Here is a 15,037-nt window from a genome sequence, read left to right as displayed (position 1 = left end):
CTGGAGAAACTTAGCGCTCGAGCCAGGCATCGTAGAAATTCGGCTTTGCATTGGTGGCCCAGGAAATGCCGCGCAGGCTCTTGGTGGCGCCGAGCTGATAGGCAGGAATGAAGAGCGGCACGGCATAGGCCTGCTCGATAATTTCCTTCTGCACCTCGGCATAGAGCTTCTTGCGCTCGGCATCCGACGCCCCGACCGCTTTCGTCAGCTTCTCGTCTAGACTGCTGACGCGCGACACATCCGAGCCGGCGGGCGGAATATAGGCCGAATGGAATACCGTCCGCAGGATATCTGGCTCGGCGCGCACATAGTAGAGCGAGACCAGATCGTAATCATTGGCGTTGGTACGCGCGGTCCAGCCGCCGGAATCGACCGGATCGAGCTGTAGATCGAAGCCCGCCTGCCGCACCTGATACTGAACGGCCTGCGCCAGGGTTACTTCCGTCGCGGTGAGCGAGGTGCTGTCATAGACATAATGCAGCGCCAGCCGGTTGCCGTCCTTCTTGCGGATCCCATCGGCATCCTTCTGCGACCAGCCCGCCTCGTCGAGCAGCCGGTTGGCTTTTCCGAGATCGAAGCCCCATGATCGCGGAATGTCCTTGTCGTAATAAAGCGTCGACGGACCGAGAATATTGTCGGCCGGCTTCAGGGTTCCGAAAAAGGCCGCCTTGACCGCAGCAGGCCCATTGACCGCACTCTGGAAGGCCTGACGCACCTTCAGATCCTGAAAGAGACCCTTCGAGATGTTCAGGAAATAGGAGCTGTTGACGCCCGGATTTTCCCGGGTGACGACCTGCAGCTTGCCGTTGCCCTGAACGGAGCGGTAGTTTGCCGGCGGCACCGCATCGATCGCCTGTAATTGCCCGCTTGCCAGTGCGCCGAGGCGCACGGAGGCCTCCGGCAGATATTTGAAGACGATCTGGTCGAAATGAGCCGCGCCTTTGTGGGCGGCGTAACCCGGCCCCCAATTATAGTCCGCGCGACGGCTGAGCTTGCTGCCGCTGCCCTTGGTGAAATTGTCGAGCACGTAAGGCCCCGATCCGACGACGGTATTCGTCGTGATCTGCGCCTTCTGAAGATAGGTCGGCGATTGAATGCCGAGATATGGAAGGCTCAATCCCTGCAGCAAGGGCGCGAAGGACTGACGATAGCGGATGACGACCGTGCGGCTGTCGGCAGCCTCTATCTTGTCGATCGGCCCGAGCAGCGACTTCGCATAGCTGGACGTCGTTTTCGGGTCGAGAATGCGATCGAAATTATATTTGACGGCAGCCGCATCGAGTGGCGTGCCATCGCTGAATGTCACCCCCTGCCGCAGGTGAAACGTGTAGACGGTGTTGTCGCCGTTGATATCCCAGCTTTCGGCGAGCCAGGGCGTGAACTTGTTGTCCTCAGCCTGTCCGACGAGCGAGTCGACGATATTGCGGGTAATCAATGCAGTGACGGAATTGCCCGTGATCGACGGGTCGATGATGGCGGCATCGGTCCCCAATCCGACATTGAGGACGCCGCCATCGACGGGCTTTGTCGCATCGGATGCGGCATTGGCTGCCGTGCCCATCATCGCCAGAAGAGAAAATGCGAGCGCAATCCCGATCCTGCCTCGCCCGTTGCCACTGATGCTTGAATGCCTTTTTCTCATATCCCGTCCCTATTATGATCGCTGCGGCGCCGATCATCTGGCCGAGAGGCCATTCGACATCGCGCCGACTGAACGGCATGATAATTGTCTATAAAAATACTAGACTAAAGGCATTGTGATCCGTTTATGGGAGAAGAGGCAGAAATCCGTTTCAATATTTGCGGGCAAAACCTCGAAAGGCTCGGAGGGTCTACCGGTACAGACACACCCCTCCTGATCAAATCCATTCATTCGCGCGCAGGTTTAAAGTCTTCTCTGCGGGAGAAAACGTGGCTACACTTACTGTCGTCAGCCAGCCCGCTTCGCGCGGACAAGCCAGGAGCGCCATCATGGTGGGTAAACCAGTTCCTCCGCTTCAGCCCCTTCATCGCATCAACGTCAGTCGACGCACTCTGTTGGCAGGGGCTGCCCTTTCCCTCGTCAGCATTCACTCTCTTCCCGCCTACGCAGCCGAAACTCCTTCCGCTGCGGAAATCGGCTTCTTCGCTTTATCCTCGGTTGTGACCGCCAAGAAGGATCTCGATCCCGTCATCTCACGCCGTATCATGGAGGCGCTCGTCAAGGACGATCCGGAGATGGCGGATCGCATCGCAAAGCTGGCGGATCTGACAAAGAGCCACGCCGACGCCACCGCACTCAAGGGTGCGGCGGCCGCGATCGGCCTTGACGGCGATGTCATGAAGATCGTGACGGCGTGGTACACCGGCACGATCGCGACCAAGGCTGGGCCGGTCGTGGTCGCCTACAAGGATGCGCTGATGTACCGGCCCGTTGCCGACGGACTGACCGTGCCCACCTATTGCAACAAGGGACCCATCTGGTGGACAGCGCTGCCGCCCGAAATCTCCCGCATCCCCGTCAACAATCCGAAAGTGCTCTGAGATGAAGTCTCCAGTATTCAAGGGCGGCGACGCCACGGCGGATGTCGTCATCGTGGGATCAGGGGTCGTGGGCGCGCTGATTGCGGATGAGCTCGCCGGCGAGGGCCGCGCGGTGCTGGTGCTTGACGCCGGGCTTCGCATCGAGCGCGCGCAGGCGGTCGAAAACTGGCGCAACATGCCTTTCGCCAACCGCGCTGGTTCGGATTTCCAGGGGCTCTATCCGCAATCCAAATGGGCTCCTGCACCGCTTTACTGGCCGGAAAACAACTATGTCGGCCTCGATGGTCCCGACGGAAAGGGCTTCAAGCAGGGCTACCTCAAGACCGTCGGTGGCACCACCTGGCATTGGGCGGCATCGAGCTGGCGACATCTGCCGGTGGACTTGAAAATGCGCTCCGCCTATGGCGTCGGCCGCGACTGGCCGATCAGCTATGATGAGCTTGAACCCTATTATGTGCGCGCCGAGGAGGCCATGGGCGTGGCCGGGCCGAACGATCCGGCGCTGCAATCGCCCTCCGAGCGCAGCAAGCCATATCCCATGGACATGGTGCCATGGAGCTATGGCGACAAGCGCTTTGCCGAAGTGGTGAACGCGCACGGCTACCGCTCGGTGCCGATCCCACAGGCGCGCAGCACCAGACCCTGGAACGGACGGCCGACCTGCTGCGGCAACAACAACTGTCAGCCCATCTGTCCGATCGGCGCGATGTATAACGGCATCCATTCCGTGCAGTCTGCGGAAGCAAAGGGTGCATTGGTACTCGCAGAATCGGTCGTCTACAGGATCGATACCGACGAGAACAACCGCGTCACTGCCGTTTACTGGTACGACAACCAGCACAATTCACATAAGGCGACCGCCGAGGCCTTCGTGATCGCCTGCAATTCGCTGGAATCCCCCCGTCTGCTTTTGGCTGCCGCCAACGGGCGCAATCCGGCCGGCATAGCCAACTCGTCCGATCAGGTCGGGCGCAATATGATGGATCATTCCGGCTTTCATTGCTTCTTCCAGGCGGCGGAACCCCTGTGGATCGGACGCGGTCCGGCGCAATCGAGCTGTCTCGTCGGCCCGCGCGATGGCGCCTTCCGCTCGCAATATTCCGCCAACAAGATGATCCTGAACAATATCACCCAGGTCACGTCCGCGACGTCGGCGGCACTGAAGAAGGGCCTGGTCGGCGCCGAGCTGGACGCAGAGATCCGCAAGCAGACGATCCACGGCGTCGATCTGTCCATCAGCCTGGAACCGCTGCCCGATCCGAAAAACCGCGTCACCCTCAGCAAGACACGTGTCGATCCGCACGGCATTCCCTGCCCGGACGTCTATTACGATGTCGGCGACTACGTCCACAAAGGCTATGACGCGGCGGTGACGCAGCTCAAGGAGATTGCCGGGCTGTTTCAGGCGACCGATCTCAACATCACCACGGCACTCAACGCCAACAACCATATCATGGGCGGCTGCATCATGGGCTCCGACCCGAAGGATTCCGTTGTTGACGGCAACTGTCGGGCGCACGACCACCCGAACCTGTGGATTCCGGGCGGCGGCGCCATACCCTCGGCGAGCGTCGTCAATTCCACCCTCACCATGGCGGCTCTGGGGATCAAGGCGGCGGACGACATTTCGAAGCAGCTGAGGGCCTGACGATGAAGCCGCTCAAACATATCCCCCTGCTCGTTACCGCGGCCTTGCTGGTGCTTTCGGCGGAAGCACGTGCCGACGATCTTCAGGCTCTGGTGGAAAAGGGCAAGGGCGTCGCCACGGCCGCCGACTGCATGGCCTGCCACACGGCTCCGAAAACAGGCAAACCTTTCGCAGGCGGCTACGGCATCGCGTCGCCCCTCGGGACGATCTACTCCTCCAATATCACACCGTCGAAAAGCGCCGGCATCGGCGATTACAGCGAGGCCGAATTCGCCCGCGCGGTTCGCCAGGGAATACGCAAGGACGGCGCGCATCTTTATCCGGCCATGCCCTATGACGCCTATGCGGGCATCACCGACGAAGACATGCAGGCGCTCTACGCCTATTTCATGCATGGCGTTGCCCCAGTTGACGATACCCCGAAGGAACGGACAGCACTGCCCTTCCCCTTCAACATGCGCATCGCCATGGCGGGATGGAACCTTCTCTATGCGGGCGGCAAGCCATTCACGCCCGATGCCAGCCGCAGCGCCGAGCTCAATCGCGGCGCCTATCTCGCGGATGCGCTTGGCCACTGCGGCTCCTGCCACACGCCACGCGGGATTCTCATGGGCCAGAGCGCATCCGCCTATCTGACGGGCGGCTCTGTCGGAGCTTGGTACGCGCCCAACATCACCTCCGATCCGGTGAGCGGCATTGGCGGCTGGAGCACGGAAGAGCTCGTCGCCTACTTTCATACCGGCCATGTCGCGGGCAAGGCACAGGCAGCCGGCGGGATGGCCGAGGCCGTCCAGAATAGCCTGCAATATCTGCCCGACAGCGACTTGAAGGCTCTGGCCGTCTATCTCAAGAGTGTACCGCCTGTGCGCAACACCGCCGACACGACGCCGGCGCAGGGTTTCGGGGCACCGAAGTCTGACGAGGCCGTCATTCGCGGCAGCTATGTGCCGACCGAGGCGGATAGTTTGCGCAGCGGCGCCGAGCTCTACAGCGGTTATTGCGCAAGCTGCCACCAGCCGGATGGCGGCGGCAGCGACAACCAGGCCTACCCTTCCCTGATACACAACACCGCGACCGGCGCGTCCAACCCGGCCAATTTGGTGGCGGCAATCCTCTACGGTGTCGAGCGCGATGCAAATGGCCAAAGCGTGCTGATGCCCGGCTTCGGGGCGCAATCCTATGTCACGCCTCTCACGGACAGGCAGATCGCGGACATCGCCAATTATGTCCTCACCAGCTACGGCAATCCGAATGCACGCGTGACACAGCAAGACGTGACGATTGCCCGGACGGGCGGTCCCGCGCCGCTTCTCGCCCTGTTGCAGCCTTACATTCTGCCGGCAATCGTGGCAGCTATTCTCACACTTCTGCTGCTGATCCTTCTGGCGACGTTTTACAGACGAGGCTCTGAGAGCGAAGGCCACGCCTGAATTGGAACGAGAGGCGGACAGTTCGACGCCTTGAAAAGCACAGGCGAGACGGCAATAGATCCGCCATGCGGACGGCTGGAGAGCGCGCATCAGCAAGAAGCCGTTCTCCGGCTAAACAACCAAAGGCGCCGTTTACATCGCAGCCGCCCTCCAATACGAGGAGGCGCAGGCAAAATGGATTTCAGGGTCAAGGGTCATGCTGATCAAGCAAAGCGACTATCATCGGATTTATCGGGTCATCAATAGCCTGCTGATCAACGAAAACGCTGATCCCGCCACGGCTTCCATGTATTTCAGCACGTTCGGCGCCTTCATTCTCGAGCATCACTTCAAGGTCAAGGCAAAGCCGCAGGGCGGTCTCGCCGCTTACAATCTTGAAGGAAAACTCATACTTTTCGCCGACCGGCGCGACGACGGCTACGTCTCCGGAGCGGGTGAAAACTTCCATTGCTGGGTCGAAGCAGAGGGATGGGCGATCGACTTCATGGCCCCGGCGTTTACGGAGACAGCACCGGGCCTGATAGCTCACTCGAAGATGTTTCAGCGGCCCCTGTCGTCAATGGCGCAATCCATCAACGATCTCCGCCAATCCGGAGATTTCTTCTATCGTTCCGAGCCGGAAGCGATGAGTCGGCGTTTTGCGGATTGGCGCAAGCATACAATGATCGGAGACCTCGCGACCGTTGCCGCAAACTGGTTCCGCAAATCTCCCAAAATGATGCAGCCATCCATCACCGTTCGCGATCGGAACGGCAAATCCAATACGGTACCGCTCATCGGAAATCCGCTTGCTGGCGCGTGGTAGTTTTCGGAGACTCGTTCGCGCCAAAATAACTGTCGAGGACAGGGATGCCCGGATGTCGCTATCCGGGCTATCCATTGCAACGGGACGCGTGAGCTGCGCCGGTGTCGGCCGCCGCGGCTTTGCGTCTTATTTTGGCAATTGTGCGCCAGCCTGTTTCACGGCGTTTGCGACAGTCTCGCAGAACTGCTTTTCGGTGACGTTCTGCGCCTTCGTCACAGCGGCAATGTCCTGATTCACGCCCATGGCGGAGATCTTGCCCTTTTCACCCTCTTGTTGCGCCTCATCGCCCTTTGCCGTGTCCGAAGGCGCCGGAATGAGAGCGATCATTTTCGTCTGGATGTCGACGGCATCCCCATCGATATGGCCGGCATTCTGGCAGTATTTCAGCAGACCGAGCTGATTGCGTGCCGAATTATAGGCCATTTCCATCTGGTCGTTTGATACCTGTGCATAGCCCGGCGCGGCAAATCCGAATGCCACGATGCCGGTCAGAATGATCTTCCGCATATGAAACTCCCGATTGCTTCAACACACTGCGATGTATCCTCGAACGCGTCGAAGGCAATAGCTGCGAGAAGCAGAAACGACTGTGCGCGTGAGCGCATCGCCATTGAGGCCTGCAAACGGCAAGAGCTTTGATGCCGCCGCCATAGCGATGGATCAATTCGAGTCGCAGATGCTGACGGCACTTCGATTTGACGGCGACACAGCAGCACCTGCCGGCGTCCCTACCCGGTGCAACGTCAGCTTGAAACCCGTCGTCTTCGGTCATTTCCTGTGGGAAAACCCGAAACTTCATCTCGCTAACACATGGCCATGCGGGCGCTGTGGCAGTAATCCAATTGCGTCCCGACCGCTTCCAATTGAGCGCGGTTGCTCCAACGCCGCCGTCACGCGCCTCGGGGTATCGCAAGAGCGAAGGAAAAGGCGACCGGGTCGCCCTCGACATCCTTCGACAACAGCAACATCAGGACCTGGAGGTCTTACATGAAGAAGCATATTGCTGCCGCCGTCTTCGCCGCAGCACTCTATACCTTCGCCGGCGCCGCATATGCCGATTGCGGCTCGGTCTCGATCGCCGAAATGAACTGGGCGTCGGCCGGCGTCGCGGCCAATGTCGACAAGATCATCCTCCAGGAAGGCTATGGCTGCTCGGTCGAACTCGTGACAGGCGATACGCTGCCGACCTTCACCTCGATGAACGAAAAGGGCCAGCCCGACGTCGCGCCGGAACTCTGGATCAATGCGGTGCGCACGCCGCTGGATAAGGCGGTTTCCGAAGGCAAGCTCGTAGTCGCGGCCGGCATCCTGTCCGACGGCGGCCAGGATGGCTGGTGGATTCCAAAGTTCCTCGCCGACGCCCACCCGGATATCAAGACCGTGCAACAGGCGCTCGACCATCCGGAGCTCTTCCCCGCCTCGGACGATCCGAAGAAGGGCGTCATCTACAACTGCCCGCCCGGCTGGCAGTGCCAGGCGTCGCTCGGCAATCTCTTCCGGGCTCTCGATGGCGAGAAGAAGGGTTTCGAGATCGTCGAGACCGGCTCTGCCGCCGCGCTTGACGGCACGATTGCCAACGCCTTCGAAAAGAAGACCGGCTGGCTCGGCTATTACTGGTCGCCGACGGCCATCCTCGGCAAGTATCCGATGGTGCGCCTCTCCTTCGGCGTGCCGCATGACAAGGCCGAATGGGACGCCTGCACCTCGGTGATCGATTGCGCCAATCCGAAGGTGAATTCCTATCCCGTCTCGGAAGTCTATACCGTCGTCACCAAAAAATTCGCCGACCAGGCCGGGGTGGCCATGGACTATCTGAAGAAGCGGAAGTGGTCGAACGATCTGGTCAACAGCATCCTTGCCTGGCAGACGGACAACCAGGGCACCAACGAAGATACCGCGCGCTATTTCCTGAAGAACCACGCGGACATCTGGACGACATGGGTCAGTCCGGACGTTGCGGCCAAGGTAAAGGCCTCCCTCTAAATTTCAAACGCGGAGACGCGGTGAACAACCGCGTTTCCGCCCCATGATCTGTGCTCGCCGCTGGAGTCGATCGCTGCGGCGCCGCAGCGGCGAAAAAACTTGCCGTCAGGGGTGGGCAGAAAAACAAAGCACGCTATGTGACCCATATGAGCGGGGAGAAATATTAGGTCTGTGGAGGAGGTCGTCCGGCACGAAGGAAGAGGATTCCCATGCCCAATTCAGTTTTGAATGCCCTTGGACAGCCACTTTACTATAGCGACACGTCGACGGGTTTCTTTTCCGCCACCGGCTCCGGACCCGTGCTCTACGGCACGGATGGCAACGACTCCATGTGGGGCGACGCTTCCGTCAACGTGACGATGATGGGCGGCACCGGCGACGACATCTATTATCTCTATTCCAGCCTCAATCATGCCTATGAGGCGCCCAATGCCGGCACGGATACCATCATCACCTGGATGGATTACACCCTGCCCGAAAACTTCGAAAATCTCACAGTCACGGGCGACAACCGTCATGCCTATGGCAATGATGCCGACAACATCATAATTGGCGGCAGCGGCAGCCAGACCATCGACGGCGGCGCCGGAAACGACGTGCTGACGGGCGGCGGCGGGGCCGATACCTTCATCGTCACCAAGGGCAATGGCAGCGACCTCATCACCGATTTCAGCGATGACGACAAGGTCAGGCTCAACCAATATGGCCTGACCTCCTTCGATCAGGTTCTCAGCCATTCCACCCAGGAAGGCGCCAATGTCCGGCTCGATCTCGGCAACGGCGAAAGCCTGGTCTTCGCCAACAAGACCGTCTCCGATCTGCATGAAGACCAGTTCCAGCTCGGGCTCGACCGGTCGTCGCTGACGCAGACATTTTCGGACGATTTTAATACGCTCTCCCTGCATGAGGGCACGCAGGGCACCTGGGATGCGAAATATTCCTGGGCGCCGGACAAGGGCAGCAGCCTCAATGACGAGCTGCAATGGTATATCAATCCATCCTACGCTCCGACGGCTGCGGTCAATCCGTTTTCGGTCTCAGACGGAGTTTTGACCATCACGGCGAAGCAAACGCCGGACGCGCTGAAATCGATCGTAGAGAACCATGATTATACGTCGGGCATTCTGACCACCCATTCCACCTTCTCGCAGACCTACGGCTATTTTGAAATGCGGGCGGAGATGCCGCACAACCAGGGCGTATGGCCGGCTTTCTGGCTATTGCCGGAGGATGGCTCCTGGCCGCCGGAACTCGACGTGGTGGAGATGCGCGGGCAAAATCCCAACACCGTCAACGTGACTGTTCATTCGAACGCCACCGGCGAACACACGATGGATTCAATCCCGGTGGAGGTGCCAAGCACGGACGGCTTCCATAATTACGGCGTGCTCTGGGACAAGGATCAGATCGTCTGGTATTTCGACGATGTTGCCGTCGCCCATGCCGATACGCCAGCCGATATGCACGGGCCGATGTACATGCTCGTCGACCTTGCTGTCGGCGGCGTCGCCGGCACCCCCACGGACGGCCTGCCGAACGGCTCCGAGATGAAGATCGATTACATCAAGGCTTACTCCCTTGATGATCATGCCGCCCAACTCGCCGCTTCATCCCAGACCGCGCATACAACCGATTGGCACATCTGACCGATTCCCGAATGATTGCGCCGAAACAGGCGCTCCGGACGAATTTGACCAGACGGAGACGTGACGCGCCGATCTACTCTTCGGAGCGGCTCGTCGCGTCCCGATCACGCTCGTGGTGTCTTGCCAGCGGAAACGGCGGCAGCCATGACTCGCGACGGATGGTCCAGAGTTCGTATGTCGGCGTCAGTTGGTCCGGGGCATCCAGAGATCCGAGATTGATCTCGATCTCGTCCGCCGTTCGGGAAAAAACGGACGAGCCGCATCGGGGACAGAAGAAACGCCCGGCATAGTCGCGCGTTTCACCGTCTATCCGCACCGCGTCCTGCGGAAATATCGCGGAAGCGTGAAAAAGCGCGCCATGATGCTTGCGGCAATCGAGACAATGGCAGAGGCCGACCCGATATGGCTTCCCCGACGCCGCAAACCGGACGCCGCCGCACAGGCAACCGCCCATGAACCAATCCATGCTGTCCCTCCCCGAAAATCAACCAGCTGGAGCATTTACATCGGCCGCATCGCCGGTGCAAATGATCGCCGCAGGCAATGGCGAACAGTGCTTCCGTAGCGCCAGCCGATCTGCGCCCGATCGACTAGTCCTCCCTGAACGCCCGCCTGATCTGATCGCTCATCGGCTTCGTCAGATAGGCAAGGACGCTTCTCTCCCCCGTTTGCAGGAAGGCCTCCACCGGCATGCCGGGCAGCGGCGTGAGCCCTCCCAGCCGATCCCATTCCTCCTTCACCACCTTTGCCCGGACGACATAATAGCTCTGGCCGGAACGCTGGTCCGTCGCGAGATCCGCCGATATCGTATCGACATGCGCGTTCAGCTCGGGCGTGATCCGTTGATTGAGGGCCGGAAAGCGCAAGGATACCGCCTGCCCCACGGCAACCTGATCGATATCCTGCGGTGGAAGTTTCAGCTCCGCCACGAGCGCGTCCTTGTCCGGAACGATCTGCAGGATCGCTTCTGCCGGCGAGATGACGGCTCCTTCGGCATGGATGCTCAGCTGGTCAACGATCCCGGCCTGCGGTGCCTTGATATCGATCCGTTTCAGATCGTCCTCGGCGGCGATCAGGCGCTCGGCAAACTGGCCGCTGTCGCTTTCGGCCTGGCGCAGTTGATCGGAAACCTCAGAACTGTGATCGGCATCGATCTGCAGGATCTGCAGCTCGGTTTCGGCGATCTTGCCCCGGGTCTGGGCGACCGATGAAACGAGATTGCCGAGATCGCCGTTCAGCGATGCGCTTTCCCGCTGCAGGGAATAGACCTTTGTCGCCGAAATGATGCCCTGATTGAGCAGGCCTTCGAGGCTTCCGAGCTCCTTGGCGATGAGCGCGATCTCCCGGCGCTTGCCCTCTTCCTGCGCCACGAGACCGTCGATCTCTTGCCTGAGCTGCTGAATGCGCTCGTGAAGCTGTGACTTCTGACCGTCGCGCGATGCCTGGCGATCACGAAAGAGCCGCTGCTCCCCCGAGAGAATGGAAGCGACATCGGTATTTCCGGCCGAGGAAAGCAGATCTGCCGGAAACTCGATATCCCGCCGGCCGTCACGCTCCGCAGCCAGACGCGCGGTGCGGGCGGAGAGTTCGTTCAGCCGCTTGCGGATGATCGAGAGATTGGCTCTGGTCTGGGTGTCGTCAAGCCGGACGAGCACCTGGCCTGCAGCGACATGATTGCCATTCTTCACGAGGATTGTCCGCGCGATCCCGCCCTTCAGGTGCTTTACCGGCTTCACATAGCTGTCGACGACAAGCGTGCCCGAGGCGACCACTGCGCCGGCGATCCTGGTTGCAGCCGCCAGACCGCCCATGACACCAAACAGAAGAAGGATGGCCGCGACCACGAGCAGCGACAGGCGGCAGATCGTCCGCTCGGTCGATGGCGAAGGCGTGTCGTTCATCCGTGCGGCTCCCCACCGGCAACGGCCAGATGGGCCGTTGCGAACTGCTTGGGCGACGGGCCGAGGATATCCTTCTTCGGCCCGAAGGCCTGGACCTGACCGCCGGCAACGATCATGACCGTGTCGGCGGCGGCGAGCGCGCTCGGCCTGTGGGCGACGACGATCGCAATGCCGCCACGCTCGCGCACGCCCGCAAGTGCAGATGTCAGCGCCGCCTCTCCCTCCGCATCCAGATTCGAATTCGGCTCGTCCAGAACCACCAGAAACGGATCGCCGTAAAGCGCCCGCGCCAAGGCGATGCGTTGCCGCTGCCCAGCCGAAAGGCGCGATCCGCCTTCGCCGATCTTCGTGTCAAAACCGTCCGGGAGCTTGACGATCATGTCGTAGATGCCCGCCGCCTTCGCTGCGGCGATGACCGGCTCCGTCCGCATATCGGCTGCAAACCGCGAAATATTCTCGGCGATCGAACCGTCGAAAAGATCCACATCCTGCGGCAGATAGCCAATATGCCGTCCAAACTCATCGGTATCCCATTGCGACAGAGCCGCTCGGTCGAGCCTCACCCCGCCGACGGCAACCGGCCAGAGGCCAGCAATCGTGCGGGCCAGCGACGACTTGCCCGACGCGCTTGGGCCGATGACGCCAAGCACAGTGCCGGCTGCTACCTTGAACGTGATATTGCGCAGGATGAGATCGCGGCTGCCGGGAGACGAAACGCTGATATTTTCGACGCTGAGTTCCCGCGACGGCGGCGGGAGGGCAAAGGCGGGCCGTTCGGATGGCATGACATCGAGGAGTGCGGCGAGCCGCGTCCAGCCCTGGCGCGCGGCAACAAAACCCTTCCACTGGCCGATCGCAAGTTCGACGGGCGCCAGCGCCCGCGTCACCAGGATCGAACTGGCGATGATGATACCGCCAGTGGCTTCCTGGCGAATGACGAGGATCGCGCCGACGGCCAGAACCCCGGACTGGAGCATCATGCGTGCAACCTTGGCGGCAATGGTCAGTGCGCCGATGACGGTGCTCGCGGTCAGCTGATGCCGGAGATAATCATCATTGATGACAGCCCATTTCTCGGTAAGACGGCCGGAAAAGCCCATGGCAACGGCAGCTTCCCAATTGCGCCGCGCCGCCTGGGCAAAGCCGAGACGCGCCGCCGAAGACTTGGCCGCCTCCAGAGCGGGCCGACGCGACAGCATTTCGGCAGCCACGGTGAGGCCGACGAGCAGCAGAGCGCCGCATAATGCGGTGAAGCCGATCCAGAAGTGAAACAGAAAACAAAGGATCAGGTAGAACGGCACCCAGGGCAGATCGAACAGCGCCGTCGAGCCGCTGCCGGAGAGAAAGGAGCGAATCTGCTCGAGATCACGCACGGATTGCAGGCCGTCATCCGATGTCTGCCGTTTGGTCGGCAGAAACAGAAGCGCGCCAAAGACCCGCCTATTCAGACGTTCGTCGAGCGACATGCCGATGCGGACAAGCAGCATCGAGCGCAGGAATTCCAAAACGCCTTGGAACAGATAAAGGGTCACGACGATAACGACGAGCCCCAGCAAGGTTGGCAGGCTGTGGCTCGGAATGACCCGATCATAGACCTGCAGCATGAAGAAGGAGCCGGTCAGCGCCAGCACGTTGATGGCGGCACTCGACAAGGCGATACCAACGAAAGCCTTGCGAAGCGTTGACAGCATCAGTGCAGCAAATGTCTGCGGCGGGTCTTTCGGGACGGCAAGCACCTTGCTTCGATCCTCAACATTGGCCGTCGCGCACGGCAGGGGTTCAAATGACGCCCAGGGCGCCGCCTCCCGTTCGACACCATGAACCCGCAAAGCGATCGCCGATGACCTTGGCCATCCCCTCGCTTCGCGCCTAACCTTCGGCGATCCCATGCTATTTAGGAAGTCGAAATCTATCCCGAATGCAGTTTCGGTGAACCCAACCTTATCACGGGACGCCTTGTCCTTTTACGGGACAGTTGTGCCATGAGATGGAGCAGCGGCTTGCTCCGGCAAGATGCCTGACGATCACATCAAGCGATACAGGCGGCTTTATGCCGCCTGTATGGGCCTTGTTCAGTCGAATTTCTCGGTGGTATCCGCCTTGCCCTTCACCCAATAGCCGGATGCCTTGATCCAGCTCAGCGGATAGCCGCGTTCTTCAACGAGGTAGGAGCGCAAAGCGCGGGTGACAGAGGCCTCGGCGGCGATCCAGACGAAGGTGCCGGGCGCCACATCAATCGACTGCAGTATCTCGATGAGCGAAGACGGATCTGTCGCCTTCGAGAGAGGCCGATACGCCCAACGCATATCCAGCCGCGCATTGCTTAGAAATGCCTGTCGCTCATAAGCGTCGGCAACGGCGGCGATGGCCGTTATGCGCGCTCCGGCACGCGCCTCTTCGATCCGGCGGCCGATCGCGGGCAGTGCCGTTTCATCGCCGATCAGCAACCAGTTCTCGATATCGGCGGAGACGACGGCCGAGCCGCGGGGACCGCCGATCTCCAGCCTGTCGCCGACCGAAGCGTCGAGTGCCCATTGGGTGGCGGGTCCGGCCTCATGAACGGCGAAATCGATGACCAGAGTCCGGGCATCGGTATCATAGTAGCGAGGCGTATAGTCGCGCCGCTCCATCTCCTCGCCCGCACCCGGCACCAGAACCTTGATGTGGTCGTCGGGCGCCAGGCTGACGAAATCGGCGAGATCTTCGCCAGCCAGCTGGATGCGCAGCATGCCGGGCGTGATCCTGTCGATGGCCGTCACCGTCAGGGAGCGCCGCTTCAGTTCGTGGCGCACGCGCTCGATCTTCGGTGCGGAGACGGCAGGGGTGGAAATCTGGGGGGTATCCATTGGTGTCCTTTCGAGGCGCTTCGATCTCGATCCGCAGGACACAGTCGCGCAGACCGAAGCCGCAGAGCCGTTCGATCATACGCGTTGAGTGACGTTAACGCTTACGTGGCCGAACGATATCCGGCCAATCTGTGTCCTCTATAGAAGAGGAATTCTCTTCGCGCAACGAAAAGATGATAATTGGAGACAAGTTTTTGAGCTATCGGCAATCTTCGTTGCGGCAGAGCGGCGCGGCCCAGCAGGCCGCGCCGATTT

The 15,037-nt window shown here is 60.6% G+C and carries 12 protein-coding genes; 6 read left to right on the top strand and 6 right to left on the bottom strand.

Annotated elements, in window-relative coordinates; genetic code table 11:
• Positions 1–10: 10 nt before the first annotated feature.
• Positions 11–1,642, bottom strand: coding sequence for an ABC transporter substrate-binding protein (locus tag BJ928_RS23360; protein ID WP_082011892.1), 1,632 nt, complete (start codon positions 1,640–1,642; stop codon positions 11–13).
• A gap of 269 nt (positions 1,643–1,911) precedes the next feature.
• Here BJ928_RS23360 and BJ928_RS23355 point away from each other — a divergent pair, with 269 nt between their 5' ends.
• The 4 genes from BJ928_RS23355 to BJ928_RS23340 all read left to right on the top strand — a co-directional run bounded on the left by BJ928_RS23355 (position 1,912) and on the right by BJ928_RS23340 (position 6,406).
• Complete coding sequence (locus BJ928_RS23355) at positions 1,912–2,523, top strand: sugar dehydrogenase complex small subunit (RefSeq protein ID WP_147413935.1); 612 nt, start codon at positions 1,912–1,914, stop codon at positions 2,521–2,523.
• Between the two features lies 1 nt (position 2,524).
• Complete coding sequence (locus BJ928_RS23350; RefSeq protein WP_047632502.1) at positions 2,525–4,171, top strand: GMC family oxidoreductase; 1,647 nt, start codon at positions 2,525–2,527, stop codon at positions 4,169–4,171.
• A gap of 2 nt (positions 4,172–4,173) precedes the next feature.
• Positions 4,174–5,601, top strand: a complete 1,428-nt coding sequence (locus BJ928_RS23345) for a cytochrome c (protein ID WP_047632501.1) — start codon at positions 4,174–4,176, stop codon at positions 5,599–5,601.
• A gap of 196 nt (positions 5,602–5,797) precedes the next feature.
• Complete coding sequence (locus BJ928_RS23340; protein ID WP_047632499.1) at positions 5,798–6,406, top strand: DUF2026 family protein; 609 nt, start codon at positions 5,798–5,800, stop codon at positions 6,404–6,406.
• Between the two features lie 126 nt (positions 6,407–6,532).
• On the opposite strand, the gene BJ928_RS23335 is transcribed toward BJ928_RS23340, so the two are convergent.
• Positions 6,533–6,913 (bottom strand): pore-forming ESAT-6 family protein, encoded by a 381-nt coding sequence (locus BJ928_RS23335; RefSeq protein WP_047632497.1) that lies wholly within the window; start codon positions 6,911–6,913, stop codon positions 6,533–6,535.
• A gap of 480 nt (positions 6,914–7,393) precedes the next feature.
• Between BJ928_RS23335 and BJ928_RS23330 the strand changes: the two genes are divergently transcribed.
• Together BJ928_RS23330 and BJ928_RS23325 are read left to right on the top strand one after the other, a co-directional pair.
• A complete protein-coding gene (locus BJ928_RS23330) occupies positions 7,394–8,389 on the top strand; it encodes an ABC transporter substrate-binding protein (protein WP_047632495.1) in 996 nt (331 codons plus the stop codon).
• A 209-nt stretch (positions 8,390–8,598) separates the two neighbouring features.
• Entirely contained in the window at positions 8,599–10,035 is a 1,437-nt protein-coding gene (locus BJ928_RS23325) for a family 16 glycosylhydrolase (RefSeq protein WP_047632493.1), read from the top strand.
• Positions 10,036–10,108: 73 nt separating this feature from the next.
• Here the strand turns inward: BJ928_RS23325 and BJ928_RS23320 are convergent, their stop codons facing one another.
• The 4 genes from BJ928_RS23320 to BJ928_RS23305 all read right to left on the bottom strand — a co-directional run bounded on the left by BJ928_RS23320 (position 10,109) and on the right by BJ928_RS23305 (position 14,782).
• Positions 10,109–10,501: a GFA family protein gene (locus BJ928_RS23320; RefSeq protein ID WP_047632491.1), complete on the bottom strand. Its 393-nt coding sequence runs from the start codon at positions 10,499–10,501 to the stop codon at positions 10,109–10,111.
• A 124-nt stretch (positions 10,502–10,625) separates the two neighbouring features.
• Entirely contained in the window at positions 10,626–11,936 is a 1,311-nt protein-coding gene (locus BJ928_RS23315; RefSeq protein ID WP_047632489.1) for an HlyD family type I secretion periplasmic adaptor subunit, read from the bottom strand.
• On the bottom strand, positions 11,933–13,672 hold the full coding sequence (locus tag BJ928_RS23310) for a type I secretion system permease/ATPase (protein ID WP_047632486.1): 1,740 nt from the start codon (positions 13,670–13,672) through the stop codon (positions 11,933–11,935). The genes BJ928_RS23315 and BJ928_RS23310 overlap by 4 nt, the downstream gene beginning before the upstream one ends.
• 336 nt (positions 13,673–14,008) lie before the next feature.
• The gene (locus BJ928_RS23305; protein ID WP_047632484.1) at positions 14,009–14,782 is read right to left on the bottom strand and encodes a siderophore-interacting protein; all 774 of its coding nucleotides are present in this window, start codon (positions 14,780–14,782) and stop codon (positions 14,009–14,011) included.
• Positions 14,783–15,037: the final 255 nt, after the last annotated feature.

Source organism: Rhizobium sp. WW_1 (genome assembly GCF_003610155.1).
GTDB lineage: Bacteria > Pseudomonadota > Alphaproteobacteria > Rhizobiales > Rhizobiaceae > Rhizobium > Rhizobium tropici_A.
The sequence above is the reverse complement of the archived record's forward strand: the minus strand, read 5'-3'. Positions and strand labels throughout refer to the sequence as shown.

What these genes read in the sequence shown, in the direction of transcription:
- BJ928_RS23320 (WP_047632491.1), bottom strand. Translation starts at nt 10,501, where the DNA reads ATGGATTGGTTCATGGGCGGTTGCCTGTGCGGCGGCGTCCGGTTTGCG.
- BJ928_RS23325 (WP_047632493.1), top strand. Translation starts at nt 8,599, where the DNA reads ATGCCCAATTCAGTTTTGAATGCCCTTGGACAGCCACTTTACTATAGC.
- BJ928_RS23305 (WP_047632484.1), bottom strand. Translation starts at nt 14,782, where the DNA reads ATGGATACCCCCCAGATTTCCACCCCTGCCGTCTCCGCACCGAAGATC.
- BJ928_RS23330 (WP_047632495.1), top strand. Translation starts at nt 7,394, where the DNA reads ATGAAGAAGCATATTGCTGCCGCCGTCTTCGCCGCAGCACTCTATACC.
- BJ928_RS23350 (WP_047632502.1), top strand. Translation starts at nt 2,525, where the DNA reads ATGAAGTCTCCAGTATTCAAGGGCGGCGACGCCACGGCGGATGTCGTC.
- BJ928_RS23335 (WP_047632497.1), bottom strand. Translation starts at nt 6,913, where the DNA reads ATGCGGAAGATCATTCTGACCGGCATCGTGGCATTCGGATTTGCCGCG.
- BJ928_RS23345 (WP_047632501.1), top strand. Translation starts at nt 4,174, where the DNA reads ATGAAGCCGCTCAAACATATCCCCCTGCTCGTTACCGCGGCCTTGCTG.
- BJ928_RS23340 (WP_047632499.1), top strand. Translation starts at nt 5,798, where the DNA reads ATGCTGATCAAGCAAAGCGACTATCATCGGATTTATCGGGTCATCAAT.
- BJ928_RS23315 (WP_047632489.1), bottom strand. Translation starts at nt 11,936, where the DNA reads ATGAACGACACGCCTTCGCCATCGACCGAGCGGACGATCTGCCGCCTG.
- BJ928_RS23360 (WP_082011892.1), bottom strand. Translation starts at nt 1,642, where the DNA reads ATGAGAAAAAGGCATTCAAGCATCAGTGGCAACGGGCGAGGCAGGATC.